Consider the following 24,249-nt stretch of genomic DNA (forward strand, 5'->3'; position numbering starts at 1 on the left):
GGCCGGGGTGGGCCGGTCGGCGGCGTCCTTGTGGAGGCAGGCCCGGACGGCCTCGTGCAGCGGGCCGGTGATCCCGGCGAGGTCGGGCTCCTCGTGCAGGACCCGGTAGAGCAGGACGGCCGCGCTGACGCCCTCGCCGAAGGGCGCGGTGCCGGTGGCGGCGAAGGCGAGGACGGCGCCGAGCGAGAAGACGTCCCCGGCGGGTCCGGCCGGTTCGCCGGCGGCCTGCTCGGGCGAGAGGTAGCCGGGCGAGCCGACCACGTACCCGGAGCGGGTGAGGGCGGTGGCGGCGTCCAGGGCGCGGGCGATACCGAAGTCGATCAGGCGGGGGCCGTCCAGGGCGAGCAGCACGTTGGACGGCTTGACGTCGCGGTGCACCAGGCCGAGGGCGTGCACCTGCTCCAGGGCCTCGGCGAGGGCGGCGCCGAGGGTGTGCACGGCCGGGACGGGCAGCGGGCCGTGCCGGCGGACGGCGGCGTCCAGCGAGGGTCCGGCGACGTAGCCGCTGGCCACCCAGGGCTGGTCGCCCTCGGTGTCGGCGTCGAGCACCGGGGCCGTCCAGCGGCCGCCGACCAGCCGTGCGGCCGCGACCTCCTGCCGGAACCTGGCCCGGAACTCGGGGTCGTCGGCGAGTTCGCCGCGCACCACCTTGACCGCGACCGTCCGGCCGCCGGCCGTGCGGCCGAGGTAGACCCGCCCCATGCCGCCCGCGCCGAGGCGGCGCAGCAGCCGGTACCCGCCGACCCGTGTCGGGTCCGCAGCGCCCAGTGGTTCCATCGCCCCCGCCTCCCGCCGGCCCTGGTGGGCCCCGCCGGACAGTACCAACCGGAGTCCCTGCTCGCCGGTGTTACCCGGCGGCCGGGACGGACTCCAGCAGGCGCACCGTCACGTCCGGGGCGAAGCCGCTGTCGTGGGCCACCCGGCGGGCGAACTCGGTGATGCCGGCGAGCTGGCGGCCGCCGAGCGAGTAGTCCAGGGCCTCGGTGAAGTACCGCTCCAGCAGCGGCGCGTCGAAGGACTCCCAGCGGGCGGCCTGCTCGGCGACCTTGCCGGCCTCGGTGAGGGAGAGGTCGCGGGACTCCAGGAACGCGCGGTGCACGGCGGCGACGGTGCCGGGCTGCTGTTCGGCGTAGCTGCGGCGGGCGGCCCAGACGGCGAAGACGAAGGGCAGGCCCGTCCAGTCCTTCCACATGGCGCCGAGGTCGTGCACGGCGAGGCCCTGGCTGGGGGCCTGCTCCAGGGAGGCGCGCAGGGCGGGGTCGCCGATGAGGACGGCGGCGTCGGCGCGGGCGAGCATCGCGTCGAGGTCGGGCGGGCAGGAGAAGTACTCGGGCCGGACGCCCTCGCGCTCCTCCAGCAGCAGGCGGGCGAGCCGGACGGAGGTGCGGCTGGTGGAGCCGAGGGCGACGCGGCGGCCGTCGAGGTCGGCCAGCGGCAGCTTGCTGACGATCACGCAGGACATCACCGGGCCGTCGCTGCCCACGGCGATGTCGGGCAGCACCACGAGGTCCTCGGCGTGCCGCAGGTATTCGACGCAGGTGATCGGGCCGATGTCGAGGTCGCCGGCGACCAGGCGGTCGCTGAGCTTCTCGGGGGTGTCCCGGGTGAGGTCGAGATCGAGGAGGTTGCCGGTCCGCGCGAGCCCCCAGTAGAGGGGCAAACAGTTGAGGAACTGAATATGTCCGACTCGGGGCCTTACCGCCGCCGAGCTGCCCGCCTCGCTACCGGTCACCGTGCGCTCCCTCTGATGTTCGTACTCTCCCCGCAGCGTATGCCTGCCGCGTTCAGGTCCCGACACCAGGCGGGCGACACACCGGCGCGCCCTTCGGTCACCCCTGGTCGGGGCCGCGCCCGCGTGCTACCGTCTCCTCCAGTTGCAGTTTGATTCCCCTTGCAGTACTTGAAGCCTGCGGAGCATGTAACCGCGGGCTTTTCGTAGTTTTTCAGCAGTTTCAGCGCAATTGAGCATTGATTGAGCACTGTGCGAAAAACTCCGGACCTTCCCGGAGGCAGGGCGATCAGCGCAGCGGACCGGAGGTCACACGGTGTGGCCTCCAATACGTCCCTCGCAAGGAGAACGGCATGGCTCAGGGAACCGTCAAGTGGTTCAACGCTGAGAAGGGCTTCGGCTTCATCGCCCAGGAGGGCGGCGGCCCCGACGTCTTCGTCCACTACTCCGCCATCAACTCGACCGGCTTCCGGTCGCTCGAGGAGAACCAGGCGGTCACCTTCGACGTCACCCAGGGCCCGAAGGGCCCGCAGGCGGAGAACGTCACCGCTGTCTGACGATCCTCTGATGATCTGATCGCTCCGGACCTCCGGGTCCACGGCGGCCACCCGGGCCGCCACACGAGCACGAAGAGCAGTACCAAGGGGGCCCGCCACGTTGTGGCGGGCCCCCCTGCCTGTTCCGCGCCCGGCCGGGCCCTGACACGCGGGGAGCACTGCTCCGTCGGCCACGCGGCATCGCTCGATCGAGTGATCCTCGCCACGCGGCCGGGGGCTGTTGTCGATTCGTGACCGGACGGTCCCCCGGGTGCGAAACTGCCGGGGCCCTTCGCGCGTCTATCGAAGGGAATACGGCGAAGGGGTATGGCAGTGAAGCGGGCGGCAGGCAGGATCGTGGCGGCAGCGGTGCTCGGTGGGGCGCTGGTGCTCACCACCGCGTGCAGCAGCAGCGGCGGGGGTTCGTCCTCGGGCCCCGACAAGCAGGCGGAGCAGAAGAAGTCCCAGGCCCAGCTGAGCATCGAGCCGGCCAACGGTGCCACCAAGGTGAAGCCGACCGGCGCGCTCAAGGTCGCGGTGGCGAACGGCAAGCTCACCGCGGTCAAGGTGACGGGCAAGGACGGCAAGGACGTCCCGGGCACCATCACCCCCGACGGCCTCGGCTGGACGCCCTCGCAGAACCTCGCCGTCTCCACCGAGTACAAGGTGAGCGCCCAGGCCGCCGACGCCTCCGGCGTGGCGACCACCGCGGAGAGCAGCTTCACCACCCTGACGCCGACCAAGGGCGCGAGCCCGTACGACAACATCTCGGACAAGCAGACCTACGGCGTCGGCATGATCGTCTCGCTGAACTTCAAGAAGGGCGTCGAGAACAAGGCGGCGGTCGAGAAGGCCGTCACCTTCGAGGCCTCCGACGGCACCGTGGTCAAGCCGCACTGGTTCGGCAACACCCGGGTGGACTTCCGCCCGGAGACGTTCTGGAAGCCGCAGACCAAGGTCACCGTGCACTACCGGCTGAAGAGCGTCGAGACCGCCCCGGACGTGTACGGCGAGGTCGACAGCGACCAGAGCTTCACCATCGGCCGCTCCCGGGTCAGCGTCGCGGACGCCTCCACCCACCAGATGGTGGTCAAGGAGGACGGCAAGCCGGACGCCACCATCCCGATCAGCGCCGGCGCCAGCTCGCCCGCCTCGCAGAACACCTTCAACGGCACGATGGTGGTCATGGCCAAGGAGGGGACGACCGTCATGGACTCCTCCACCGTGGTCAACCACGAGGGCCCTGCCTACAAGGTCGAGATGCCGCACGCCCTGCGGCTGACCCCGACCGGCACCTACGTGCACGGCAAGTACGCCCCCGGCGTGTTCGGCCACACCAACACCAGCCACGGCTGCATCGGCCTGGAGGACACCTCGGCCAAGGACGGCTCGCCGGGCTCGTCGGCCGGGCAGTTCTACGACGCCGCGATGGTCGGCGACCCGGTCACCGTGCAGAACTCGGTCGGCCAGCAGGTGAAGCCGGACAACGGTCTGAGCGGCTGGAACATCTCCTGGGACAAGTGGTGACGCGCTGACCCGAACGCCGTCGGGGCGTCCGTCCGGAGGGGGGATCCGGACGGGCGCCCCGACGGCTTTCTCGGGGGTGGCCGCCGCACGCCGTCACCAGGCGGACGGCGCCGGCGGCGCCACCACCGGAGGGCGGTCGTCGCAGGTGATGGTGTTGGGCAGCTCCCACGGCGCGAGCCAGGCACCGGTGGTGCCGCCGCCGTCGTTGCCGCCGAGGTCGGTCAGCGAGAACTCCGACCCGGCCGGGGTGAAGTGGAAGCTGCCGCAGTTGTTCACACCGACCGCGCCGACGTTGCGGGCGTCCACGTTCTCGAAGTCGGCGGAGCCTGCCGCGCGGGCGCTGAGCACCGAGGCGCCCGTGCCGTCGACCCGGATGTCCTTGAAGTGCAGGCCGGTGACCTCGTAGAGGTCCTTGACCGGCCAGTCGGCCACCACCATCACCGCGTTGTAGGTGCTGTCGAGGAAGTGGTCCCCGGTCACCCGGACGTCCGCGGCGATGTCCTTCTCCAGCGCGTAGAACCAGATCGCGCCGAGGCCGATCTTCCAGTTCAGCTCGAAGGTGCCGGAGCGGACGGTGGTGTTGTCGGTGATCCACAGGTGCCCGGCGAACGGCTCGGCGCCGAAGCGGGAGCCGACGTGGACGGCACTGCCCTCGCGGACCGGGTCGGCGACCAGGTTGCCCGAGACGGTGTTGTCGGTGCCGCCGTAGATCGCGATGCCGTTGGCCAGCACCGGCGACTGCACGGTGTTGTGGTCGAAGGTGTTGCGGGCGTCCCCGGTCCTCTCGGACCACATGGCGAGGCCGTCGTCGCCGCTGTTGCGGACGAGGTTGTGCGAGACCACCGAGTCGGTCACGCCGGTGTGGAGGTTCAGGCCGTCGGCGATCTGGTCGGTAATCACGTTGCGGGTCACCCTGAGGTTCTTCATCGGCCCGTCGAACCAGAGGCCCACCTTGGTGTGATGGATGTACAGGCCCTCGATCATGGAGTCGCTCATCGCTCCGCCGATGCCGTTCACCTGGTCGGTGTCGATCCGCTCGCGGACATCGCCCTCGACCGCGAAGCCGGACAGGTGGACGTTGCGGCTGCCGCCCGCGGCGGCGTCCTTGCCGTAGAAGCCGACGCCGGTGTGCACCGAACCTCCCCCAGCCTCCGGCCGGGGAGACCCCCATGGGGCCGGGGTCGCGAGCTCGACCCGGTGCCCCTTGACGATCGTGTACCAGCTGCCGGCGCCCTCGATCGTCACGTCGTCGACCACGATGTGACGGTTCACCTGGTAGGTGCCCGGCGGCAGGTAGACCGGCAGGCGCACCCCGCGGGCGAAGGCGATCGCCCGGTCGATCGCGTCCGCGGAGTCGCGCCGGCCGGTCGGGTCGGCGCCGAAGGCGAGCACGTTGGCGGCGGCGGGGTTCACGTGCGGGGCGGCCACGAGTTCGGAGTCGAGCAGGTCGACCACCGTCCAGGCGGCCCTGCTGCCCCGCGGCACGGTCAGCCGCACGGTGTCGCCGGCCCGGTAGGTGCGGCCGAGCAGCAGGCGCTGCTCGTCGTAGAAGTGGGTGGGCCGGAACGGCTTGGCGATCTCCGGGGCCGGGGTGGTGGCGCTCGGCACGCAGGAGCACTCGGTGATCCACCAGTCGGGGTGGAGCAGCCCGGCCTGCGGGTCGTTGCTGAACGGGTACTGGTTGTAGAGCCACGAGTACTGCGAGGTCAGCGTCATGGTGCTGTACTTGCGGCCGTTCACCGCGACGTCCAGCGGCGCGGTGGTGCCGCCGCCGCCCGGGGCGTCCGGGACGCTGTAGCGCACGGTGATCGCGTTGGCCGCCGCGGGCAGGGTGAACTCGACGTACTGGCCGGGCGTCAGCTTCACCGCGGAGCGGCCGGAGGCCTCCGAGGGCAGGGTGTAGGCGGTGCGGTCCGGACCGATCACCGTGCCGTTGCTCCGCGCGTTCTCGGCCTCCTGCTCGGCCGCGCCCAGGTCGGCGCCGCGTCCGGCGGCCAGCGCCGGCGCCAGGCCCACCCGTGTCACGACGGCCCCGGCGGCGGGCTTCCCGGTGCCGGCGGCGGCCGGCCCGGCGTAGCCGACGGTGGCCGCGGTCACCGCCGCCAGCACGGCCGCGGCACGACGCAGCGGCCCGCCGGCCCGGCGCTCCGCTCCTCTGATGCTCCGTGACATCGCTTGCTCGTTTCTCTCGGGGTGGTGGCGGCCGTAGGCGCTCGCGGCGGAGCGTAGGGCTCCGCGGCGAGGCCCCACAAGAACCGTGCAAGTAATTTTCGAATATCTGTTGATTTGATGCAGATGAATACGTCTGTTCTTGCGGGTCGATGCCCGGGCTCCTCCGCCGGGCCGCACACGGACCAGGGCCCCTCCCCCGGTTCGGGGAAGGGGCCCTGGGCGGGTCCTGCGGTGATCCGGCGTCAGGCCGCGGCGGTCACCGGCTCGGCGGGCCGGGCGGGCGCGGGCTCGGCCAGCAGATCGCCGGTCGGGTGGTCGTAGGCCGCGCGGTCCAGCGTCTTCTCACGGGCCGCGACCAGGATCGGCACGACCGCCTGGCCGGCCACGTTGGTGGCGGTGCGGACCATGTCGAGGATCGGGTCGATCGCGAGCAGCAGGCCGACGCCCTCCAGCGGCAGGCCGACCGTCGACAGGGTGAGGGTCAGCATGACGATCGCGCCGGTGAGGCCCGCGGTCGCGGCGGAGCCGATCACCGAGACGAAGGCGATCAGCAGGTAGTCGCCGACGCCGAGGTGGATGCCGTAGACCTGGCCCACGAAGATCGCGGCGAGCGCGGGGTAGATCGCGGCGCAGCCGTCCATCTTGGTGGTCGCGCCGAACGGGACGGCGAAGCTGGCGTACTCGCTCGGGACGCCGAGGCGTTCGGTGACCCGGCGGGTGACCGGCAGGGTGCCGACCGAGGAGCGGGAGACGAAGGCCAGCTGGATGGCCGGCCAGGCACCGCGGAAGAAGTGCACGGGGTTGAGGCCGCCGGCGAAGCGCAGCAGCAGCGGGTAGACCGCGAACAGCACGATCGCGCAGCCGATGTAGACGTCGGCGGTGAGCGTGGCGAACGGGGCGAGCAGGTCCCAGCCGTACTTGGCGACGGACTTGCCGATCAGGCCGAGGGTGCCGAGCGGCGCCAGTCTGATGACCCACCAGAGCGCGGTCTGGGTGAGGTCGAGGACGGACTCGGCGAGCCGGCGGACGGGCTCGGCCTTCTCACCGATCTTCAGCACGGCGGCACCGGTGACGATGCCGAGGAAGACGATCTGCAGGACGTTCACCTCGACGAACGCGGTGGCGATGTTCGTCGGAACGATGCCGGTCAGGAAGTCGACCCAGCTGCCGGCCTCCTCCGGGGCCTTGAGGCCCTCGGTGGAGAGGCCGGCGCCGCTGCCGGGGTCGGTGAGCAGGCCGAGGCCGAGGCCCACGGCGACCGCGATCAGCGAGGTGGCGAGGAACCAGAGCAGGGTGCGGACGGCGAGCCGCGCGGCGTTGGCGACGTTCCGCAGGTTGGCGACGCTGACCACGATCGCGGTGAAGACCAGCGGCGGGACGGCCAGCTTCAGCAGCTGGACGAAGGTCTTGCCGACGGTGTCGAGGGTGGTGGTGAGCCAGGCGACGTCGCTGGCGCGGGCGATCCAGCCGAGCAGCAGGCCGAGGACGAGGCCTCCGGCGATCTGCGCCCAGAAGGGCGTGCGGCGGACTGCGGACAGGGGTCCGGGCATGGGGATGCGACTCCGGGTCGGGTGGCAGACGGGGGGAGGTCGGACACGGCGGCACGCGGGGCCCGTCCGGGCGGGGCCGCGGAGGGACCGTCAGGAGAGGCGTGCCGCCCCGGTACAGCCGCAGGCGCGGCAGGCGCGGGGGCCGGCCACGGCTCGGGGCGTGCAGGCGCGGCGAGGGGCGAGCGGGGTGCTCGACCCGGCCTGGAGCGCGGCGCCTGCGGTGGTCATGGCCGGAACGTTAGCAGTAAACATTTGAGATGTTCAAAGTATTGGTTTGAGCTATGGCCACGAACCAGCCAGTGGCCGCAGCGGACGCCGTCGGCGCAGATTGACCGACGAGGTCGGTTATACGTATAACTTCAGGTATGGGCTACATCGCGCTGCTCCGCGCCCCGCACGTCACCCGGCTGCTCCTCGGCACCCTGCTCGGCCGGCTCCCCGCCGGCATGACCGGTCTGGTGATCGCCCTCGCCCTGCGCGAGGCGGGTGCGCCGTACAGCCGGATCGGCCTCGCCACCGCCGCCTACGCCGTCTCCGCCGCGATCGGCGGCCCGGTGCTCGGGCGGATCGTCGACCGCACCGGCCAGCCGCGGGTGCTGCTCACCACTGCCCTGGTGGCCGGGCTCGGCTACGCCCTGCTCGCCCTCGCCCCCGGCTCCGCGGTCGCCGCACCGGCCGGCGCCGCGCTCGCAGGCCTCGCCATGCCGCCGCTCGAACCCTGCCTGCGGGCCCTGTGGCCGTCCGTGGTGAAGGAGGAGCAGCTCGACACCGCGTACGCCTTCGACTCCGCCTCCCAGCAGATCCTCTACGTGGCGGGCCCGCTCGCGGTGGCCGGCATCGCCGCCGGCTTCGGCCCGTCCACAGCCCTGTGGACAGCCGCCGCGCTCGGCCTGCTCGGCTCGCTGGTCGTCGCCACCGCCGCACCCGCCCGGGCCTGGCGGGCACCGGCGCGCGGCGCCTCCGCCGGGTTCCTCGGACCGCTGCGCTCGCCCGGGCTCGTCCTGCTGCTGGTCGGTCTGGCCGGGGCCGGCTGGACGGTCGGCGCCCAGAGCGTGCTGTTCATCGCCTACGCCGAGCAGCACCCCGGCGCCCTGCCCGGCGGGGCGGGCGTGATGCTGGCGCTCGCGGCGCTCGGCGGGCTGCTCGGCGCGCTCGGCTACGGCGCCGTCCGGTGGAGGAGCACCACCGCCACCCGCACCTGGGTGATCGCGCTGCTGATGGCGGCCTCGTACCTGCCGCTGCTCGCCCTGCCCGGTCCGTTCGCGATGTCCGCGCTCTCGCTGCTCTCCGGGATCGGCCTGGCGCCGCTGCTGGCGGCCGCCTTCGTGCTGATCGCCGAGCTGGCGCCGACCGGGACGGTCACCGAGGCCTTCGCCTGGCTGATCACGCTGTTCGCGACCGGGAACGCGGCGGGGTATGCGGTGTCCGGCGCCCTGGTCGAGGGCTCGCTGCTGCGGGTCGCGGTGTGTGCGGCGGCCGGGATCGGCGTCGGCGGGGTGCTGCTGTTCGCCTGCCGCGGCTGGTTCCGGCCCGCGGCGGCCGACGCCCCGGCCCGGACCGTCCTGGCGGCCTGAACGGAACGCGCCGCACCGTCCGCCCCGCACGGTTCGGTACCCGTGCCGGGCCTTGGGCCTTCGGTCAGGCCGGGCGGGTGGAGGCGCGGACGACCAGGGTGGTGGGGAGCGGCGGGACGGGGGTGACCGGATCTCCGGCGAGGAGGGCGGCGAGGGCGATGACGCCGGTGCGGCCGAGTTGCTCACCGGGCAGGTCGACGGTGGTGAGCGGCGGGACGAGCAGTCCGGCCACCGGGATGTTGTCGATGCCCACCACCGAGACGTCCTCGGGGATCCGCAGGCCGAGTTCGGCGGCGGCCTGGTAGAGGCCGGACGCGACCACGTCGTCGTCGCAGATCACGGCGGCCGGCCGGTCGGGCCGCTGCAGCAGGTCGCGGGCGACGGCGCGGGCGGCTTCGGCGCCCTCGTTCAGGCTGACCCCGACCTCGACGACCTCCAGGCCCGCGGTGGCCGCCTCGAAACCGGCCTGGCGGGTGCGGAAGGTGTGCGCGGACAGCGTGGAGCGCAGGTGGCCGATCCGGCGGTGGCCGCGCTCCGCGAGGTGGTCAACGGCGGCGCGCATGCCGCCCGCGACGTCGAGCTCGACGGTCGGGCGGCCGGGGCTGCGGGCCGGGTCGGCGTCGAGGAAGACCGCGGGGGTGTCGGTGGGGAGTTCGCCGAGTTGGCTGTCGTCCGGCGAGCAGATCAGCAGGCCGTCGAAGCGGCCGGCGGTGGCGGCCTCGGCGAGGGTGGCACCGTCCCAGCCGGAGGAGACGACCACGGCGAGGCCGCGCCGGTGGGCCTCCTCGTGGACGCCCGAGAGCACCCGGCCGAAGAACGGGCCGAGCAGGTTGGGCACGGCGAGCATCACCATGCCGCTGCGGCCGAGCCGCAGTTGGCGGCCGGCGGCCTGCGGCTGGTAGCCGAGGGTGCGGGCGGCCTCCCGGACGCGCTCGCGGGTGGCGTCGGAGACGCGGTGGCCACCGGCGCCGGAGAAGACCAGCGAGACGGTGGCCTGCGAGACGCCGGCCAGCCGGGCCACGTCCCGCCCGGTCGGGCGGCGCGGCGGCGCGGGGTCGGGCAAGGTCAGTCCTGCACGGCGGCGGCGCGGGCGGCGTCGTCGGCCGCGTCCTCCTCGGCGTTCTGGTCGGCGATCCGCTGCGCGGTGCGGGTGCGCATGCCGCCGACCTTGTCGACGATCTGCTCGGACATCGCGTCACGCTGCTTGCTGAGCACGACGTAGCTGATCGGGGCGGACACCAGGAGGGCGAGCAGGATGAGGAAGACGACGCCGCTGCTGCCCGCGACCGGGATCACGCCGAAGTGCCCGAGCAGGATGGCCAGCAGCAGACAGCCGAGGAAAATACTCGCCCGCAGGGAGGTGTAGCGGAGCGTGGCGTGCGACTTGCGGCTGCTCACGGGTGGCGTCCTTCACGACTGGGGTACGACGGGCGGCTCGGGCACGACCGCCTGGAGCGGCCTTCGCCGGGTGCCGGTCTCCCAGTGAAGCATGCCGGGCGGCGGCGCCCGCACGGGGTCAGCCGATGTCGTGGCGGAGGTCCAGCCACATGGTGACGTCGTCGCGGTCGTCGCCGGGCCCGACCCGGATCGCGCCGGGCACCCGGCCGACCTCCCGGTAGCCGCAGCGCCTGTAGAAGTCCTCCAGGCCGAGGCCGCCGCGCAGGGTGAGCCGCAGGCCGGCGAGGCCCTGGTCGCGGGCGGTGCGCTCGGCCTCGGCGAGGAGGCCGGCGCCGTAGCCGCGGCCCTGCAGCTCGGGGTGGACCATGACGCGCTTGACCATCCGCCAGTGCTCCATGAGGTCGAAGCGCATGGAGGTGAGGAAGAGGGCACCGGCGAGCCGGCCGGTCGCGCGCTCGCGGCCAATCAGCAGCCGGTCGGGGCCGCCGGGGCCGAGCCCGGCGAACTGCTCCTCCGCGGTGGACCGCACCCGGTCGGCGGTGACCGGCGCGACGAAGCCGACCGCGCCGCCGGCGTTGCTGACGTCCGTCCACAGTTCCACGAGCTCGTCGCGCAGCCCCGGGGTGAGGGCGGGGTCCAGGGTGAAGGACAGCGTCATAGCCGTAGAGGCTATCTGCTCCTTACGACAGCCGTCCGCTGCCGTCCGCTGCGTCCACGGACCGGACACCCCCGACCGGCCCCGCTCGGCCCCGCTCGGGCGCCCCCCGACCGGACATCCGCCGGCAGCCGCGCCCTCAGGCGGTCACGGCAGCCGGTGCACCGCCCGTCCGGGCGCTGCCGCGCAGCGCCAGGCAGAGCACCACGGCGACGGCGCACAGTCCGCCGGCCGCGTACCAGGCGAGGTCGTAGTCGCCGAAGCGGTCGCGGACGAGGCCGGCCAGCCCGGCGACGACGGCGGCGCCGATCTGGTGGGCGGCGAGCACCCAGCCGAAGACGATCGGCGCGTCGGCCCCGAAGTGGCGCCGGCAGAGCGCCACGGTGGGCGGCACGGTGGCGACCCAGTCCAGCCCGTAGAAGATCACGAAGGCGAGGATCGGGGGCTGCAGCGAGTGCCCGAACAGCTGCGGCAGGAAGAGCAGGGACAGACCGCGCAGGCCGTAGTAGACGACCAGCAGCCGCCGGGAGTCGAAGCGGTCGGTGAACCAGCCGCTGGCGATGGTGCCGGCCACGTCGAAGACGCCGACCAGGGCGAGCAGGCTCGCGCCGGTGGTGACGGGCATGCCGTGGTCGTGCGCGGCCGGGATGAAGTGGGTGCCGACCAGGCCGGCGGTGGTCGCGCCGCAGATCGCGAAGGAGCCGGCCAGCAGCCAGAAGGCCCTCGTGCGGGCGGCCTCCCGGAGCACCCGCAGCGAGCGGGCGAGCGCGCTGCCGTCGGTCACCGGGGCGGGCGGCTGCTCGGTGGCGCCGTACGGGAGCAGGCCGACGTCGGCGGGGCGCTCGCGCATCAGCAGCAGCACGGGAACGGCGACGGCGGTGGCCGACAGCGAGACCACGACGACCGCGGTGCGCCAGCCGTGGTGCTCGACCAGGGCGGCGAGCACCGGCATGAAGACCAGGTTGCCGGCCGCCCCGGCGGCGGTCAGCACGCCGGTGACCAGGCCCTGCCTGGCGTGGAACCAGCGACCGGTGACGGTGGTGGCGAAGGCGCCGGCCATCGACCCGCTGCCGAGGCCGACCAGCACGCCCCAGCAGAGGATCAGCTGCCAGCTCTCCGTCATCAGGACGGTGAGGCCGGCGCCGGTGGCGATGGTCAGCAGGGCGCTGACCACGATCAGCCGGATGCCGAAGCGGTCCATCAGCGCGGCGGCGAACGGCGCGGTGAGGCCGTACAGCGTGAGGTTGACCGAGACGGCGCTGCCGATCGTGGCGTGCGACCAGCCGAACTCGGCGTTCAGGGCGTCCATCATCAGGCCGGGCGCGGAGCGGAAGCCGGCCGAGCCGAGCAGGACGACCAGCGCGACGCCGGCCACCACCCAGGCGTAGTGGAGGCGGGCCGGTCGGGTGTCGGCGGGGGCGTCGGGTCTGCGGGTGCTCAGATCGGTCACCGGACGAGTGTCCCGGGCGGGGCGGGAGCGAACGAGTGGCCTGACTGCCAGCTTTCGTCAGGATCGGGCCAAACGTCCCGGCCGCCCCGCCCCGCTCAGCGGTCGGCCACCCGTCGCAGGTCGCGCACCGGCCGGACGAGCAGCAGCGCGGCGACCACCAGCAGCGCGACGGCGACGCCTGCGGCGAGCACCGCCTTCGGGCCGAAGGCCTCGGCGGCCGGGCCGGCCAGCGCCGCGCCGACCGGGGCCATGCAGACCGACCCGGCGACCTCGTAGGCGTGGATCCGGTTGAGCACCTCGGCCGGCACCTGGGTCTGCACGCTGGTCGCCCACATGACGCCCCAGAAGGTGACACCGGCCCCGGTGACCAGGAAGCAGACGGCGAGCAGCGGAACGGGCAGCCCCAGCACGATGCCCAGCGGGTACAGCGGGAAGGCCAGCATCGCCAGCGCCCCGCCGCGCAGCGGGTGCCGCGGGCGGACGCGGATGCCGAGCAGCCCGCCGAGCACGGTCCCGGCCCCGAACACGGCGTTCAGGAGACCGTACGCGGCGGAGCCGTGCGCGGGGACGAGCAGGCCGGCCGCGACCGGCAGCAGCGGGCCGTAGCAGAGCGCGCTGAAGAACAGCCAGATCACGATGACGCCCCACATCCAGGTGCGGGCGCGGAACTCGTGCCAGCCCTCCACCAGGTTGCGCCAGAGGCTGTCGCCGGGCGGCGGCGTGGGCACCGGGCCGAGGCGCAGGGCGAGCAGGCAGCAGGCGCTCAGCGCATAGGCGCAGGCCGCGACCACCATCACCCACCCGGTGGCGGCGGCGCCCGCCAGCAGGCCGGCGAGGGCCGGGCCGAGCAGCGCGGTGAGCGCCTCGGAGGTGCGCAGCACACCGTTGGCGCCCTGCACGTCGCGGGCGGTCAGCGGGACGGTGGAGGCGGCGCCGGGCTGGAACATCGCCGCGGCGGTGCCGGCCAGGGCGAGCAGCACGTACAGCTGCCAGAGCCGGTCGACGCCGGTGAAGAAGAGCCAGGCCATCAGCACCCTGGTGGCCAGGTTGAGCAGGTCGGCGGCGATCATCAGCCGGCGGGCGGTGAAGCGGTCGGCGAGCACCCCGCCGACCAGCACCAGCCCGGCGAAGGGGGCCATCAGGAAGGCCATGGCGTAGCCGACGCTGCCGAGCGGACGGCCGGCGCCGATCAGGCCGGCCGCGACGGCGACCGGGAGCATCGCGTCGCTGAGCAGACCGGAGCTGCGGGCGGTGAAGTAGAGCCGGAAGTTGCGGGTCCAGATGGCCGGGCCGGCGGCAGGTGCGACGGCGGTGTCGGCCGGGGCGGGCGCGGGTCTCAGTTCAGGCACAGCAGCAGTTTTGGTCCAGACCACTTCCGCGGGCCAGTGGTTTACGGGTCACAATGTGGCACCGCCCGCACGAAGGGAGACCAGGATGGCAGGGGCCGCGCGGCAGCACCGGGTCGCGGTGCTGGCACTGGACCGGGTGATCGCCTTCGAACTGGCCATCCCGGCACGGATCTTCGAATCGGCCAAGGGCCCGGACGGCGTTCCGCTGTACCGGGTGGCCACCTGCACCGTGGACGGCGGGCCGGTCGCCACCAGCACGGACTTCCGGATCGCGGTCGACCACGGCCCCGAACTCCTCGCCGAGGCCGACACCGTGGTGATCCCCGCACAGCAGGACGGCCCCGGCGACGTGGTGGACGGGGTCCTCGACCCGCGGATCGCGGCCGCCCTGGCGGTGATCCGTCCCGGCACCCGGCTGGTGTCGATCTGCACCGGCGCCTTCGTCCTCGCCGCGGCCGGCCTGCTCGACGGGCGCCCGGCCACCACGCACTGGGCGTACACCGAGCGCTTCGCCCGGATGTTCCCGCAGGTGCGGGTGGACCCGGACGTGCTCTTCACCGACGACGGCGACGTGCTGACCTCCGGCGGGGTCGCCGCGGGCGTCGACGTCTGCCTGCACCTGGTGCGCCGCGACCACGGCAGCGCGGTCGCCAACGCGGTGGCCCGGACCTGCCTGGTGCCGCCGTGGCGGGAGGGCGGGCAGAAGCAGTACGTCGCGACGCCCGGGCCCGACCCGGTGCAGGGCGGGTCCGGCACGGCCGCCGTCCGGGCCTGGGCGCTGGAGCGGCTGGACCGGCCGCTGCCGCTCGGCGAGCTGGCCGCCCGGGCGGGCATGAGCGTGCGGACCTTCACCCGGCGGTTCCGCGAGGAGACCGGCAGCAGCCCGGGCGAGTGGCTGGCGCTGCAGCGCACCGACCTGGCCCGGCGGCTGCTGGAGGAGACCGACCTGTCGGTGGACCAGGTGGCCCGGCGGGCCGGGTTCGGCACCGCGGCCTCGATGCGGCTGCACCTGCGCGGTCGGCTGGACGTCGCGCCGAGCGCCTACCGGCGGACCTTCCGCACCACGGAGCCCGCGCGCCGCGCCGCTAGGGCGTCATCACAGGCGATGGGGCAGCCATAGTTGGCGCGATTTGTTTCTTGGACGAGCCCTCGCCGGACGGTGCCCCGCCGCGCACGCCCCGAGCACGGCACGCCGGGACACCGTCCGAGCCGACGCGCGAGCCCTGAACCCGCGCGCCTTCGCTCCGCACTCGCCGAGGAGGCCTGCGGGCGGTCGGCAGCCGGTCCCCCTGATGTGCTGGCACCACCCGGGCTTCCCTCGGCGTCCCCTCGCGACGGAGCTGCACCCAAGCGTGATCAGTCGGATACGTCACGTCAATGGCTTGTCGTAAATTCGGCGAGGTTGCGGCGCATCGGCCGGAATACGGAGCACGGCCGGGCCGGTGCGGGCGACCCGTGCGCCCCGGGTGCGGCCGTGCGGGCGGCGGTCTCCGGCGGGGGCGTGGGGGTGCAGCGGTGCGGGGCCGGACGAGGAGGAGCCGCGGTCAGAGCTGCCAGGCGAGTTCGTCCAGGGCGGGCGCCGCGGCCGGGACCGGTGTCTCCACGGCCGGGTCGATCTCGCACCAGACCCGCTTGCCGGATCCCTCCGGGTACCAGCCCCAGCGCACGCAGAGCAGCTCGACCAGCTCCAGGCCACGGCCGTTGGTGGCGTCCCGGCCGGCGTGCCGGGGAGCGGGCGCGGTGCGGCTGGCGTCGGCGACCTCGACCCGGACCGGCGATGAGAGGGCGTCAGGCGACGCGGCGTCGGCCACCGGCATGCTGAGTCTCAGCACGGCCGGACAGCCGGTGTGCACCACGGCGTTGGTGACGAGTTCGGAGACGACCAGCACCAGGGTCTCGGCGATCGGCGCATCGGGGTCGAGCCCGTGCCCCTGAAGCCTGGTCCGTACCCACCGGCGCGCCCTGCCGACCTCCGCCGGGTCCGCCTGGACCGCCAGCTGCACCTGAAGTACCTGCACCGCTCCACCACCCGCACTCGGTAATCGGCCACCCACACCCTGCCGCCCGGCCCGGGCGGCAGCGCCTTCATCACACCGGTCGGCCGGCCGCGCTCGGCCGGTCTGCCTGGTCGGATTACCCATGGCTTCGACACGAATACGCCTCAGGATGATTCGACCGCGTGGTCGCAGCAAGCGCTTCGGGCATATTCCAGCGATCGGGGGACAGCTCGGTGCATACTGTCCCGCTCACCCTGACGAGCGTCGCACCGACGATCGTCCGGCCGGGTCGGGGCCTGTGCACGAGCACAACGACGGTACCGCCAGAGCGGCCGTCCGGGGTGCCCGCCACGAGCGAACCACCCATCCCACATCTGTCCGAACCCGCCGTCCGAGCCGGGGTACCGGAATGATCTGACGGGGTGAAACTTCCCGCCCCCTCATTTCCGCATTTCACCCGGCGGGTCCGCGGTCTTGGATACCGTGGTCGCAGGCATGGCCCGTCGGCCGGCGTGCCGGGGCGGACGCGGTGCGGCCGGTGCCTGCGACACGCCGGGGAGAGCGGGGAGGGACACCCTCGTGAGCAGAGAGCGCGGCAGCGGATGAGCAGTTCCGACGAAGGACTCGCGCTCCGCCTCGTCCGCGGCGAGGAGACGGCGCTCGGCGAGCTGTACGACCGGTTCGCGCCGCTCGTGCACGGCCTCGCCCTGCGCGTCCTCGACGACCAGGACGCCGCCGAGCAGCTCACCCGCGACGTCTTCGCCCAGGTCTGGACGGACCCGGGCCGCTGGCACCCCGGGCAGGGCACCCTGCGGTCCTGGCTGGGCCGGCTCACCCACCGGCGGGCGGTGCAGCGGCTGCGCGAGGACTGCGGCGACGAGCGGAGGATCGCGGCCCGGTCCGCCGCCGCCAGCGCCCACCACGCCGTCGCCTCGCTGCCCGACCCGCTGCGCGAGGCCATCGCCCCCGGCCACCACGACGGCCGCACCTACCGGGACACCGCCCGCCGGCTCGGCATCAGCGAGACCGCGGCCAAGCACCGGATGCGGCTCGGCCTGCAGCTGGTGGCCGGCGAGCTGGCGGCCCCCCACGGCGGGGCCGACGACGGCCACGACGACACCCGCCCGGGTGCCCACACGGGTGCCTGCGACGGCTTTTGCCCGGAGCCCGTCCCGGTGGCCGGACGGCCGGGGCCGTGACGGCGCCCGGGCGGCACGATGCGCTGCGCTCCCTGCTGGGGGCGTGGGCGCTCGGCGCCTGCCCGCGGGACGAGGCCGCCGAGGTCGCCCGGCACCTCGCCGACTGCCCGGAGTGTGCCGAGGAGGCGTCCCGGCTGCGCGGTGCCGCCGCCGAACTCACCCCCGACGAACCGCTCGACCTCTCCGCGACGCTCCGCCGCCAGGTGATCGACTGGTGTCTGGGCCGCCGTCCGCCCGAGCTGCCGATACCGGTCTGGGCCGGCCCGTACGCCGCGGAGAGCGCCAAGCTGGACGCCCTGCTGCGCGACCTCGGCCCGGCCGAGTGGCAGGAGGTCGCCGAGCTGCCCTGGCACGGCGGGGTGCAGCGCTGGCGGCCGGCCGAGGTGGTCTGCCACCTGACCGCCGTCGACGGCTACCTCGCCCGCACCGTCGGCCTGCCCGATCCGCTCGGCGGCGCCCGTCCGCCGGTGGTCGGCCGCCGTCCGCCGGCTCCCCGGGTGCCGCAGCGGGGCGAGCCCGCCGACGTCCTGGACCGCACCCTGGCACTGATCACCGCGGCCGGCGGGGACGACCCCGAGCAGGTGCGGCAGCGCTGGCGGCGGCAGAGCCGTGCGCTGCTGCAGGCCGCGTCGGCGGGTGACGGCGACGGCGGCGCGCCGGTGGACTACGGCTTCGCCGTGCTGCCGCTGCGCGACGCCTTCCTGGACCGCGCCTTCGAGTGCTGGATCCACGGCGACGACATCGCCCGCGCGGTGGACTACCCCTACCCGCCGCCCGCACCGGCTCACCTGCACCGGCTGATCGACCTCGGGGCGCGGATACTTCCCCGGCTGTTCGCCGCCCGCCGGGCCCAGCCCGTCCCGGCCGGTTCGCCGGGCCGGGCGCTGCGGCTGGTGATCGACGGCCCGGCGGCCGGCGAGTGGCTGATCCCCCTGGACGGGTCGGGCGGGTCCGCCGAGCCGGTGGCGGAGATGGCGCTGGACGGGCTGGAGTTCTGCTACCTGGCGGCCGCCCACCGCGACCCGGATCTGATCCCGGTCGGCCGGGAGGGCGACCGGGACGCGATCCGGCAGGTGCTGCACGCGCTGCCGCTGCTCTCCCGGCCCTGACGCCCGGGGGCAGGGCCGGACGGACGTGCGCTCCGGACCGTGACGTACGCCCCGGTAAGGTCAGGCGAAGACGACCGTACGGCTGCCGTTGAGCAGCACCCGCCGCTCGCTGTGCCACTTGACGGCGCGGGCGAGCGCCTGGCACTCGACGTCCCGGCCGATCGCGACCAGCTGCTCCGGGGTCACGTCGTGGGTCACCCGGGCCACCTCCTGCTCGATGATCGGGCCCTCGTCGAGGTCGGCGGTGACGTAGTGCGCGGTGGCACCGATGAGCTTCACCCCGCGGGTGTGCGCCTGGTGGTAGGGCTTGGCGCCCTTGAAGCTCGGCAGGAAGGAGTGGTGGATGTTGATCACCCGGCCGGAGAGCTCCTTGCAGAGGTCGTCCGAGAGCACCTGCATGTAGCGGGCGAGCACGACCAGGTCGACGCTCTCCTCGGCGACCAGGTCGAGCAGGCGGCGCTCGGCCTCGGCCTTGTTCTCCCGGGTGACCGGGATGTGGTGGAACGGGATGCCGTAGGACTCGGTGAGCTCGCGGAAGTCCGTGTGGTTGGAGACCACCGCGGCGATCTCGACGGGCAGGGCACCGATCCGGGTGCGGAACAGCAGGTCGTTCAGGCAGTGGCCGAACTTCGACACCATGAGCACGACACGCATCCGCTCGGCCGTCGAGTGGATGTGCCAGTCCATGTGGAAGGAGGCGCCGACGGCGGCGAAGCTGGCCCTCAGCTTCTCCGCGGTGACCGGCCCGGGGGCGGAGAAGTGCACCCGCATGAAGAACAGCCCGCTGTCGGCGTCACCGAACTGCTGGCTGTCGATGATGTTGCAGCCGGTCATGAACAGGAAGCTGGAGACCGCGTGCACGATGCCCTGCTTGTCCGGGCAGGACAGCGTGAGGACGTACTGGACGCCGGCCTTCTGCTCTTCCACGTGCGGGTTCCTCCACTCGTTCGCGACGGACGGCCAAGCGTGTCACATTCCGGACGCCCGGCGCGCCGCTGCCCGGAGTGCGGGACGCCGCCGCGTGCCGGGGCGCCGGTCAGGCCGCCTGCGTCATGATCCGCAGCACCTCCAGGCTGCGCGGCGGGGCGTCCGGGTCCTCGCCGTCGTTGACCGTGAACAGGACGTGGGCCTCCCGGGCGGCCGCGACCGCCTCCGGCCACAGCGGGTGCCCGAGGTAGGAGGCGGCGGGGGCGTCCGCACCGACCTGGTGCAGCACCCGCAGCACCCGCAGCACCGCGGCGTCCAGGGCGGCGGCCTCGGTGGCGTCCCGGACGACGGTGCCGATGTACTTCTCGGCGGACCAGCGGTCCAGCCAGCTGTCCTCGACCAGACGGTAGACGGCGTCGGTGACGTCGCCGTAGCCGTCCCGGCCGGCCAGCCAGGTGTGGTGCTGGAAGGACGGGTCGGAGAGCATGTGCAGCGCCGAGCGGATGCGGGCCCGCCAGCGCCACCAGGGCAGATCGTTGAGCGGCATGCGGCCCATCGTGCTGGAGCGGCGGCCGCCGCGAGAAGAGGTGTTGGCGGACCGATACGAAGAATCTGTGGAGTCGGACATCGTGCCTCGATCGTACGTGTCGCCACCGACCGTCGGTCTACACGCGTCACCCCCCGGAGTTCCGCCTGCGTTGGCTTTCCGTTCGCTTTTCGTCCCTCTCGGCTTGCCCGGCCAGGTCAAGGCTTGATTTCGGCCGAATCACAGTGCGGCCGAGGGTGTGTACCCGGGAGGGGAGAGTCACCATGAGGCGGAACGGATCGCCCGACGACCATCGGCCCGCCGGCCGGCAGAGCACCGGCCTCCGACGGCACCGCCGCAGAGCGGGCGTCCTGGCCGCGGCAGCGGCCCTCGTCCCCGCCGTCTTCGCCACCTCCGCCTGCGGGGGGCCGGCCGACGCCGCCTCGGCCTCCAGCGACCTGACCGTGATGACCTGGGCGCCGTCCGGCACCGGCTCCGCGGACCGCCCCGGCATGACCGCGCTCGCCGAGGCGATCGGCCGCGAGATCAACGCCAAGGGCGGCCTGCACGGCCGCAAGCTGCGCGTGCTGACCTGCAACGAGCACAACACCGCCGACGGGGTCACCGCCTGCGCCCGGCAGGCGATCGACGCGAAGGCCGTCGCGGTGGTCGGCTCCTACAGCCAGTACGGCAACAGCTTCGTCTCCACGCTGGAGCAGGCCGGCATCCCCTACCTGGGCGGCTACGGCCTGTCGACGCCGGAGTTCAGCAGCCCGCTGTCCTACCCGGTGGCCGGCGGCACGCCCGCGCTGATCGCCGGCAGCGGCCGCCAGCTGGTCGAGGCGGGCTGCAAGTCGGTCGCGCTGATCCGCCCGGACACCCGGGCCGGCGACACCCTGGTCGGCTACCTGGACGCCGCGCTGCGGCCGGCCGGGATCAGGCTGACCGACGTCAAGGCGCCGGAGCGGTCCAACGACTACACCCCGATCGCGCAGAAGGCCATCGGGGACGACCGGAGCGGCAACTGCATCACGGTCGCGCTCGGGCCCGAGCCGACCTCCAACCTGCTCGACCCGTTCCGCCGGCTCGGCCCCAAGCACACCGCGCTGGCCTCGGTGATCGGCAGCTTCCAGCAGTCCGTGGTGGACTCCACCGGCGGTGACGGCGGCCCGCTCGGCGGCGCCTACGCGACCGGCTGGTTCCCGCCCGAGTCCTCCCCCGTGTGGGACGCGCTGCGCGGCACCGTCCACGGCTACGGCGGCGGCGACACCGCGATCGACGTCGCCGACCCGGGCGTGCAGACCACCTGGGTCGCCTACGAGGTGCTGCGGGCCGCCACGACCCGGGTGGACGCCGGCAAGCCGCTCACCGCCAAGACGCTGCGCGCCGTACTCGACAGCGGCGACCCGATCGAGACCAACGGCGCCACCCCGCCGCTCAGCTGGGGCATGACCAACATGCTCGCCAGCGCGGACTCGCCGCGGCTGGTAAACACCTCGGTCACCTTCCAGCACGTGCAGGGCGGCCGCCTGGTCGAGCAGCACAAGGGCTTCGTCGACGTCCGCTGGGTGCTCGCCGGGGGCAAGAGCCCGTCCTGACGGCGGTGGGCACTCGGACACGGCCGAGGGGCGGACGGGATCACTCCCGTCCGCCCCTCGGCGTTCCCGGCCCGCGGGCCGCGGAGCTCAGAGCTCCGTCTTGTCCTTGTTCGGCAGCCCGGCCTGGCCGGCGATCGCGTTCCAGAGCGAGGACGCCTTCTCCTTCGCCCCGGTCGCGGTGCCGCTGGCCTCGTTGGCCGCCTTCAGGTGCGGGTTGTTCTTGATCGCCGCCGGGTCGCAGCCGGCCGCGGCGTCGCCCGCCCAGGCCGCGTACTCGGTGTCCGCGGTGGCGGAGGCCTGCCAGGCCTTCTGCAGCTGGGAGGCCAGCTCGGCGCCGCCGGTCAGCTTGTCCACCTTGAGCGCGCCGAGCTTGGTCATCAGGCCCTGCCGCTGGGTGGCCGCGCCGGTCAGCGCCGCCTGCGACTCCGGCAGCTTGTCGCACTTGCCGACCGCCGCCACCGCGCCGACCACGGCCTGCCGGCTGGCACTGGCGGTGCCCAGCAGGTCGGAGAGCGCCTTCGCCTGATCCTTGGCCTCCGGCGTCATCCCGCCGGTGCCGCTCGTGGCCGGGGCGCCGCTGGACGCCTTGGCCACGGGCGCCGTCCCGGTGCCGGACGGCTTGTCGTCGCCACCGCTCATCAGCACCGCGACCAGGATGCCCGCCGCCGCGCAGCCGGCGATCACACCACCGATGACGATCTTGTTGGACGGCCGGTTGGAGCCGGAGCCCGCCCGACCGCGCTGGTCGCCGTAGCCGGGGGCGGCCGGCGGCGCGGCCGGGGGCGCCGGGAAGGACTGGCCGCCGAAGGTCTGCTGGCCGCCGTACGCGGGCTGCTGCACCGCCTGCTGCGGCTGCGCCTCCGCCGGGAAGCCCCCGCCGAAGGTCTGGCCGCCGTACGGCTGCTGCTGCCCGCCGAAGGCCTGCTGGCCGCCGTAGGACTGCGCGCCGTAGCCGGGCTGACCCGGCGTCGCCTGACCGGGCGTCTGCGGCTGACCGCCGACCGAGGGGTCGGCCGTCGGGTACGGCGGCAGGTACTGCGTCTCCGGCGCGTGCTCGGCCGGGGCCGCCGGCTGCGCGGCACCGGACGGCGGCGGACCCCAGTACTCGGGGCCGCCCTGACCCGGCACCGGTGGCGCTGCCTGCGGCACCGGCTGCTGGACGGGCGGCGCCTGCTGTGCGGGCACGCCCGGCTGACCCTGCTCCCCTCCGGACTCCGGCCTGAACAGATCGTCCAGATTGAAGTCGCTGGAGGAATGGGAGTGGGAGAAGCGGCGCTGGCTCAACGCGATTCCTCACCTGTGCCGCGCGCTCGCTGACGGCGGACCACAACTGCTCGACGACCTGGGTAACGCTGCATAGCACGCCCACGCTACCCCGTCACCTGCACGGGTGACTACGCAGGGAGGGCGTTCCTCACCTGCTCCTCACGAAGCCGGGCGGCCCGACGACCGGACGATCCCTACGCCGCCTCCCCCGCGAGCCTCGCCTGGAACTCCCTGACGACCCGGTGTTCCCGGTACGGCTCCAGTCTGCTGCGGAAGTCGTGCAGGTACTCCACCCCTCGGTTCGAACGCAGACCGCTCAGCAGCCGCACGGCCTGCGTGCCCGTCTCGCAGGCCCGCTCGACCTCGCGCTGCTGCAGCTGCGCCGTGGCGAGCAGCACGAGGTCCACCGCGCGCCGGCGCACCCGGCTCACCGGATGCAGTTCCAGCGCGGTGCGGGCGTACGCCTCCGCCTTCGCGCCCTGCTCGAGGTCCCGGTGGCAGTGCGCGAGCTCGTCGGCGAGGTAGGCCTCGTCGAAGTGGACGATCCAGTCCGGGTCGTCCGCCGGGTTGCGGTGCGTCATCGCCTCCTGGGCCCTGGCCGCCACCGCCTCGCAGGCCCGGGCGTCGCCGAGCAGCGCGTGGCCACGCGCCTCGGCGGCGTAGAACATCGCCATCGCGGTCGGGGTGGCGACCGCGCGGGCGCCCTCCTGGGCGGCCCGGGCGAGCTGGGCGATCTCCCGCGGGTTGCCGAGGGTGGCCGCCAGGTGGCTCATCGAGGCGGCGAGCACGTAGCCGCCGTAGCCGCGGTCGTCGGCCGCCTGGGCCAGCCGCAGCGCCTGGATGTAGTAGCGCTGGGCCAGCCCCGGCTGCCCGGTGTCGACCGCCATGTAGCCGGCCAGCTCGGTCAGCCGGGCGACGGCGGCGAAGAGCTGACGCCCCGTCTCGTCCCGGTATCCGCCGGAGAGCAGGTTGGACACCACGCTGTTGAGGTAGTGCACCACGACCGGGCGGACGTGGCCGCTGCCGAAGCGGTGGTCCAGCTCGACCAGCATCTGCGTGGTGGCCCGGACGGCGGCGACGTCGGTCGGGCCGACCCGGGTGGCGCCGGCCCGGGCGACCACCGGGTCCGGCGGGGTGATCAGCCAGTCCCGGCTGGGCTCCACCAGCGCGGAGGCGGCCACCGCCGCCCCGGCCAGGAAGTCGCGGCGGCCGACGTCGCTGCGCCACAGCTCGCAGACCTGTTCCAGCGCGGCGTTCAGGTTGGGGGCGAACTGCAGGCCCACGGCGGAGCTGAGGCCCTTGCCGTCGGCCATGCCGATCTCGTCCACCGTGACACCGCGGCCGAGCTTGCGGCCCAGCGCCTCGGCGATCACCGCGGGGGCCTGGCCGCGCGGCTGCTGGCCGCGGAGCCAGCGGGCCACCGAGGTCTTGTCGTAGCGCAGGTCCAGGCCGTGCTCCGCGCCGCAGAGGTTGACCCGGCGGGCCAGGCCCGCGTTCGAGCAGCCCGCTTCCTGGATCAGTTGCTGCAAGCGCTCGTTGGGCTCTCGTGCGACGAGTGGTCTCGCGGCCATGGACTTCGCCTCCCCAACGCCCCCGGCCCTGACCGCGGGGCGACGATTCTGCTGCTGGTGCCTGCGCCGGCGGCGGGGGCGCGTCCTGACCCCCGGCCGGCAACCCGGCGACACCA

General features: G+C 73.9%; 22 protein-coding genes. 7 read left to right on the forward strand and 15 right to left on the reverse strand.

Going from position 1 to position 24,249, the window contains the following annotated elements:
• Positions 1-777 (reverse strand): serine/threonine-protein kinase (locus tag KSNIM_RS16915; RefSeq protein ID WP_263104046.1); only part of this gene is annotated, 777 nt, incomplete at its 3' end.
• A 70-nt stretch (positions 778-847) separates the two neighbouring features.
• Positions 848-1,732, reverse strand: a complete 885-nt coding sequence (locus KSNIM_RS16920; RefSeq protein ID WP_263104047.1) for a menaquinone biosynthetic enzyme MqnA/MqnD family protein — start codon at positions 1,730-1,732, stop codon at positions 848-850.
• A 350-nt stretch (positions 1,733-2,082) separates the two neighbouring features.
• On the opposite strand from KSNIM_RS16920, the gene KSNIM_RS16925 reads away from it, so the two are divergent.
• Both KSNIM_RS16925 and KSNIM_RS16930 read left to right on the forward strand, forming a co-directional pair.
• Positions 2,083-2,286, forward strand: coding sequence for a cold-shock protein (locus KSNIM_RS16925; protein WP_030268950.1), 204 nt, complete (start codon positions 2,083-2,085; stop codon positions 2,284-2,286).
• 306 nt (positions 2,287-2,592) lie between these two features.
• Positions 2,593-3,792, forward strand: coding sequence for an Ig-like domain-containing protein (locus KSNIM_RS16930; protein WP_263104048.1), 1,200 nt, complete (start codon positions 2,593-2,595; stop codon positions 3,790-3,792).
• Positions 3,793-3,885: 93 nt separating this feature from the next.
• Here KSNIM_RS16930 and KSNIM_RS16935 read toward each other — a convergent pair whose 3' ends face one another.
• The 3 genes from KSNIM_RS16935 to KSNIM_RS16945 all read right to left on the reverse strand — a co-directional run bounded on the left by KSNIM_RS16935 (position 3,886) and on the right by KSNIM_RS16945 (position 7,742).
• Positions 3,886-5,964, reverse strand: a complete 2,079-nt coding sequence (locus KSNIM_RS16935) for a glycosyl hydrolase family 28-related protein (RefSeq protein WP_263104049.1) — start codon at positions 5,962-5,964, stop codon at positions 3,886-3,888.
• Between the two features lie 242 nt (positions 5,965-6,206).
• Complete coding sequence (locus tag KSNIM_RS16940) at positions 6,207-7,514, reverse strand: dicarboxylate/amino acid:cation symporter (protein ID WP_263104050.1); 1,308 nt, start codon at positions 7,512-7,514, stop codon at positions 6,207-6,209.
• 90 nt (positions 7,515-7,604) lie between these two features.
• Positions 7,605-7,742, reverse strand: coding sequence for a hypothetical protein (locus KSNIM_RS16945; protein WP_263104051.1), 138 nt, complete (start codon positions 7,740-7,742; stop codon positions 7,605-7,607).
• Between the two features lie 137 nt (positions 7,743-7,879).
• Here KSNIM_RS16945 and KSNIM_RS16950 point away from each other — a divergent pair, with 137 nt between their 5' ends.
• A complete protein-coding gene (locus KSNIM_RS16950) occupies positions 7,880-9,088 on the forward strand; it encodes an MFS transporter (protein ID WP_263104052.1) in 1,209 nt (402 codons plus the stop codon).
• 64 nt (positions 9,089-9,152) lie between these two features.
• Here KSNIM_RS16950 and KSNIM_RS16955 read toward each other — a convergent pair whose 3' ends face one another.
• The 5 genes from KSNIM_RS16955 to KSNIM_RS16975 all read right to left on the reverse strand — a co-directional run bounded on the left by KSNIM_RS16955 (position 9,153) and on the right by KSNIM_RS16975 (position 13,940).
• Entirely contained in the window at positions 9,153-10,151 is a 999-nt protein-coding gene (locus tag KSNIM_RS16955; RefSeq protein ID WP_263104053.1) for a LacI family DNA-binding transcriptional regulator, read from the reverse strand.
• Between the two features lie 2 nt (positions 10,152-10,153).
• A complete protein-coding gene (locus KSNIM_RS16960; protein WP_263104054.1) occupies positions 10,154-10,486 on the reverse strand; it encodes a DUF4229 domain-containing protein in 333 nt (110 codons plus the stop codon).
• Positions 10,487-10,604: 118 nt separating this feature from the next.
• Complete coding sequence (locus KSNIM_RS16965) at positions 10,605-11,144, reverse strand: GNAT family N-acetyltransferase (RefSeq protein ID WP_263104055.1); 540 nt, start codon at positions 11,142-11,144, stop codon at positions 10,605-10,607.
• Positions 11,145-11,280: 136 nt separating this feature from the next.
• Entirely contained in the window at positions 11,281-12,591 is a 1,311-nt protein-coding gene (locus tag KSNIM_RS16970; RefSeq protein ID WP_263104056.1) for an MFS transporter, read from the reverse strand.
• A gap of 95 nt (positions 12,592-12,686) precedes the next feature.
• Positions 12,687-13,940, reverse strand: coding sequence for an MFS transporter (locus KSNIM_RS16975; RefSeq protein WP_263104057.1), 1,254 nt, complete (start codon positions 13,938-13,940; stop codon positions 12,687-12,689).
• 85 nt (positions 13,941-14,025) lie between these two features.
• Between KSNIM_RS16975 and KSNIM_RS16980 the strand changes: the two genes are divergently transcribed.
• Positions 14,026-15,060, forward strand: a complete 1,035-nt coding sequence (locus KSNIM_RS16980; protein WP_263104058.1) for a GlxA family transcriptional regulator — start codon at positions 14,026-14,028, stop codon at positions 15,058-15,060.
• A 424-nt stretch (positions 15,061-15,484) separates the two neighbouring features.
• Here KSNIM_RS16980 and KSNIM_RS16985 read toward each other — a convergent pair whose 3' ends face one another.
• Positions 15,485-15,958, reverse strand: coding sequence for an ATP-binding protein (locus KSNIM_RS16985; RefSeq protein WP_263104059.1), 474 nt, complete (start codon positions 15,956-15,958; stop codon positions 15,485-15,487).
• Positions 15,959-16,539: 581 nt separating this feature from the next.
• Between KSNIM_RS16985 and KSNIM_RS16990 the strand changes: the two genes are divergently transcribed.
• Both KSNIM_RS16990 and KSNIM_RS16995 read left to right on the forward strand, forming a co-directional pair.
• Positions 16,540-17,136: a sigma factor gene (locus KSNIM_RS16990; RefSeq protein ID WP_263104060.1), complete on the forward strand. Its 597-nt coding sequence runs from the start codon at positions 16,540-16,542 to the stop codon at positions 17,134-17,136.
• On the forward strand, positions 17,133-18,245 hold the full coding sequence (locus KSNIM_RS16995) for a maleylpyruvate isomerase N-terminal domain-containing protein (RefSeq protein WP_263104061.1): 1,113 nt from the start codon (positions 17,133-17,135) through the stop codon (positions 18,243-18,245). Before KSNIM_RS16990 ends, KSNIM_RS16995 begins: the two co-directional genes overlap by 4 nt.
• Before the next feature lie 60 nt (positions 18,246-18,305).
• Here the strand turns inward: KSNIM_RS16995 and purU are convergent, their stop codons facing one another.
• The gene (gene purU, locus KSNIM_RS17000; protein ID WP_263104062.1) at positions 18,306-19,172 is read right to left on the reverse strand and encodes a formyltetrahydrofolate deformylase; all 867 of its coding nucleotides are present in this window, start codon (positions 19,170-19,172) and stop codon (positions 18,306-18,308) included.
• A gap of 109 nt (positions 19,173-19,281) precedes the next feature.
• Positions 19,282-19,719, reverse strand: a complete 438-nt coding sequence (locus KSNIM_RS17005) for an SCO4402 family protein (RefSeq protein ID WP_263104063.1) — start codon at positions 19,717-19,719, stop codon at positions 19,282-19,284.
• Between the two features lie 263 nt (positions 19,720-19,982).
• Between KSNIM_RS17005 and KSNIM_RS17010 the strand changes: the two genes are divergently transcribed.
• Positions 19,983-21,296, forward strand: coding sequence for an ABC transporter substrate-binding protein (locus KSNIM_RS17010; protein ID WP_263104064.1), 1,314 nt, complete (start codon positions 19,983-19,985; stop codon positions 21,294-21,296).
• Between the two features lie 87 nt (positions 21,297-21,383).
• Here the strand turns inward: KSNIM_RS17010 and KSNIM_RS17015 are convergent, their stop codons facing one another.
• Both KSNIM_RS17015 and KSNIM_RS17020 read right to left on the reverse strand, forming a co-directional pair.
• The gene (locus tag KSNIM_RS17015) at positions 21,384-22,481 is read right to left on the reverse strand and encodes a hypothetical protein (RefSeq protein WP_263104065.1); all 1,098 of its coding nucleotides are present in this window, start codon (positions 22,479-22,481) and stop codon (positions 21,384-21,386) included.
• Positions 22,482-22,756: 275 nt separating this feature from the next.
• The gene (locus tag KSNIM_RS17020; protein ID WP_263104066.1) at positions 22,757-24,133 is read right to left on the reverse strand and encodes a transcriptional regulator; all 1,377 of its coding nucleotides are present in this window, start codon (positions 24,131-24,133) and stop codon (positions 22,757-22,759) included.
• Between the last annotated feature and the right edge of the window lie 116 nt (positions 24,134-24,249).

It is taken from the genome of Kitasatospora sp. DSM 101779 (assembly GCF_025655475.1).
Classification (GTDB): Bacteria; Actinomycetota; Actinomycetes; order Streptomycetales; family Streptomycetaceae; genus Kitasatospora.

Coding starts and splice junctions, on each gene's coding strand:
- KSNIM_RS16925 (WP_030268950.1), top strand. CDS start 2,083: ATGGCTCAGGGAACCGTCAAGTGGTTCAACGCTGAGAAGGGCTTCGGC.
- KSNIM_RS16930 (WP_263104048.1), top strand. CDS start 2,593: ATGGCAGTGAAGCGGGCGGCAGGCAGGATCGTGGCGGCAGCGGTGCTC.
- KSNIM_RS16935 (WP_263104049.1), bottom strand. CDS start 5,964: ATGTCACGGAGCATCAGAGGAGCGGAGCGCCGGGCCGGCGGGCCGCTG.
- KSNIM_RS16940 (WP_263104050.1), bottom strand. CDS start 7,514: ATGCCCGGACCCCTGTCCGCAGTCCGCCGCACGCCCTTCTGGGCGCAG.
- KSNIM_RS16945 (WP_263104051.1), bottom strand. CDS start 7,742: ATGACCACCGCAGGCGCCGCGCTCCAGGCCGGGTCGAGCACCCCGCTC.
- KSNIM_RS16950 (WP_263104052.1), top strand. CDS start 7,880: ATGGGCTACATCGCGCTGCTCCGCGCCCCGCACGTCACCCGGCTGCTC.
- KSNIM_RS16965 (WP_263104055.1), bottom strand. CDS start 11,144: ATGACGCTGTCCTTCACCCTGGACCCCGCCCTCACCCCGGGGCTGCGC.
- KSNIM_RS16980 (WP_263104058.1), top strand. CDS start 14,026: ATGGCAGGGGCCGCGCGGCAGCACCGGGTCGCGGTGCTGGCACTGGAC.
- KSNIM_RS16990 (WP_263104060.1), top strand. CDS start 16,540: ATGAGCAGTTCCGACGAAGGACTCGCGCTCCGCCTCGTCCGCGGCGAG.
- KSNIM_RS17005 (WP_263104063.1), bottom strand. CDS start 19,719: ATGCCGCTCAACGATCTGCCCTGGTGGCGCTGGCGGGCCCGCATCCGC.
- KSNIM_RS17010 (WP_263104064.1), top strand. CDS start 19,983: ATGAGGCGGAACGGATCGCCCGACGACCATCGGCCCGCCGGCCGGCAG.
- KSNIM_RS17020 (WP_263104066.1), bottom strand. CDS start 24,133: ATGGCCGCGAGACCACTCGTCGCACGAGAGCCCAACGAGCGCTTGCAG.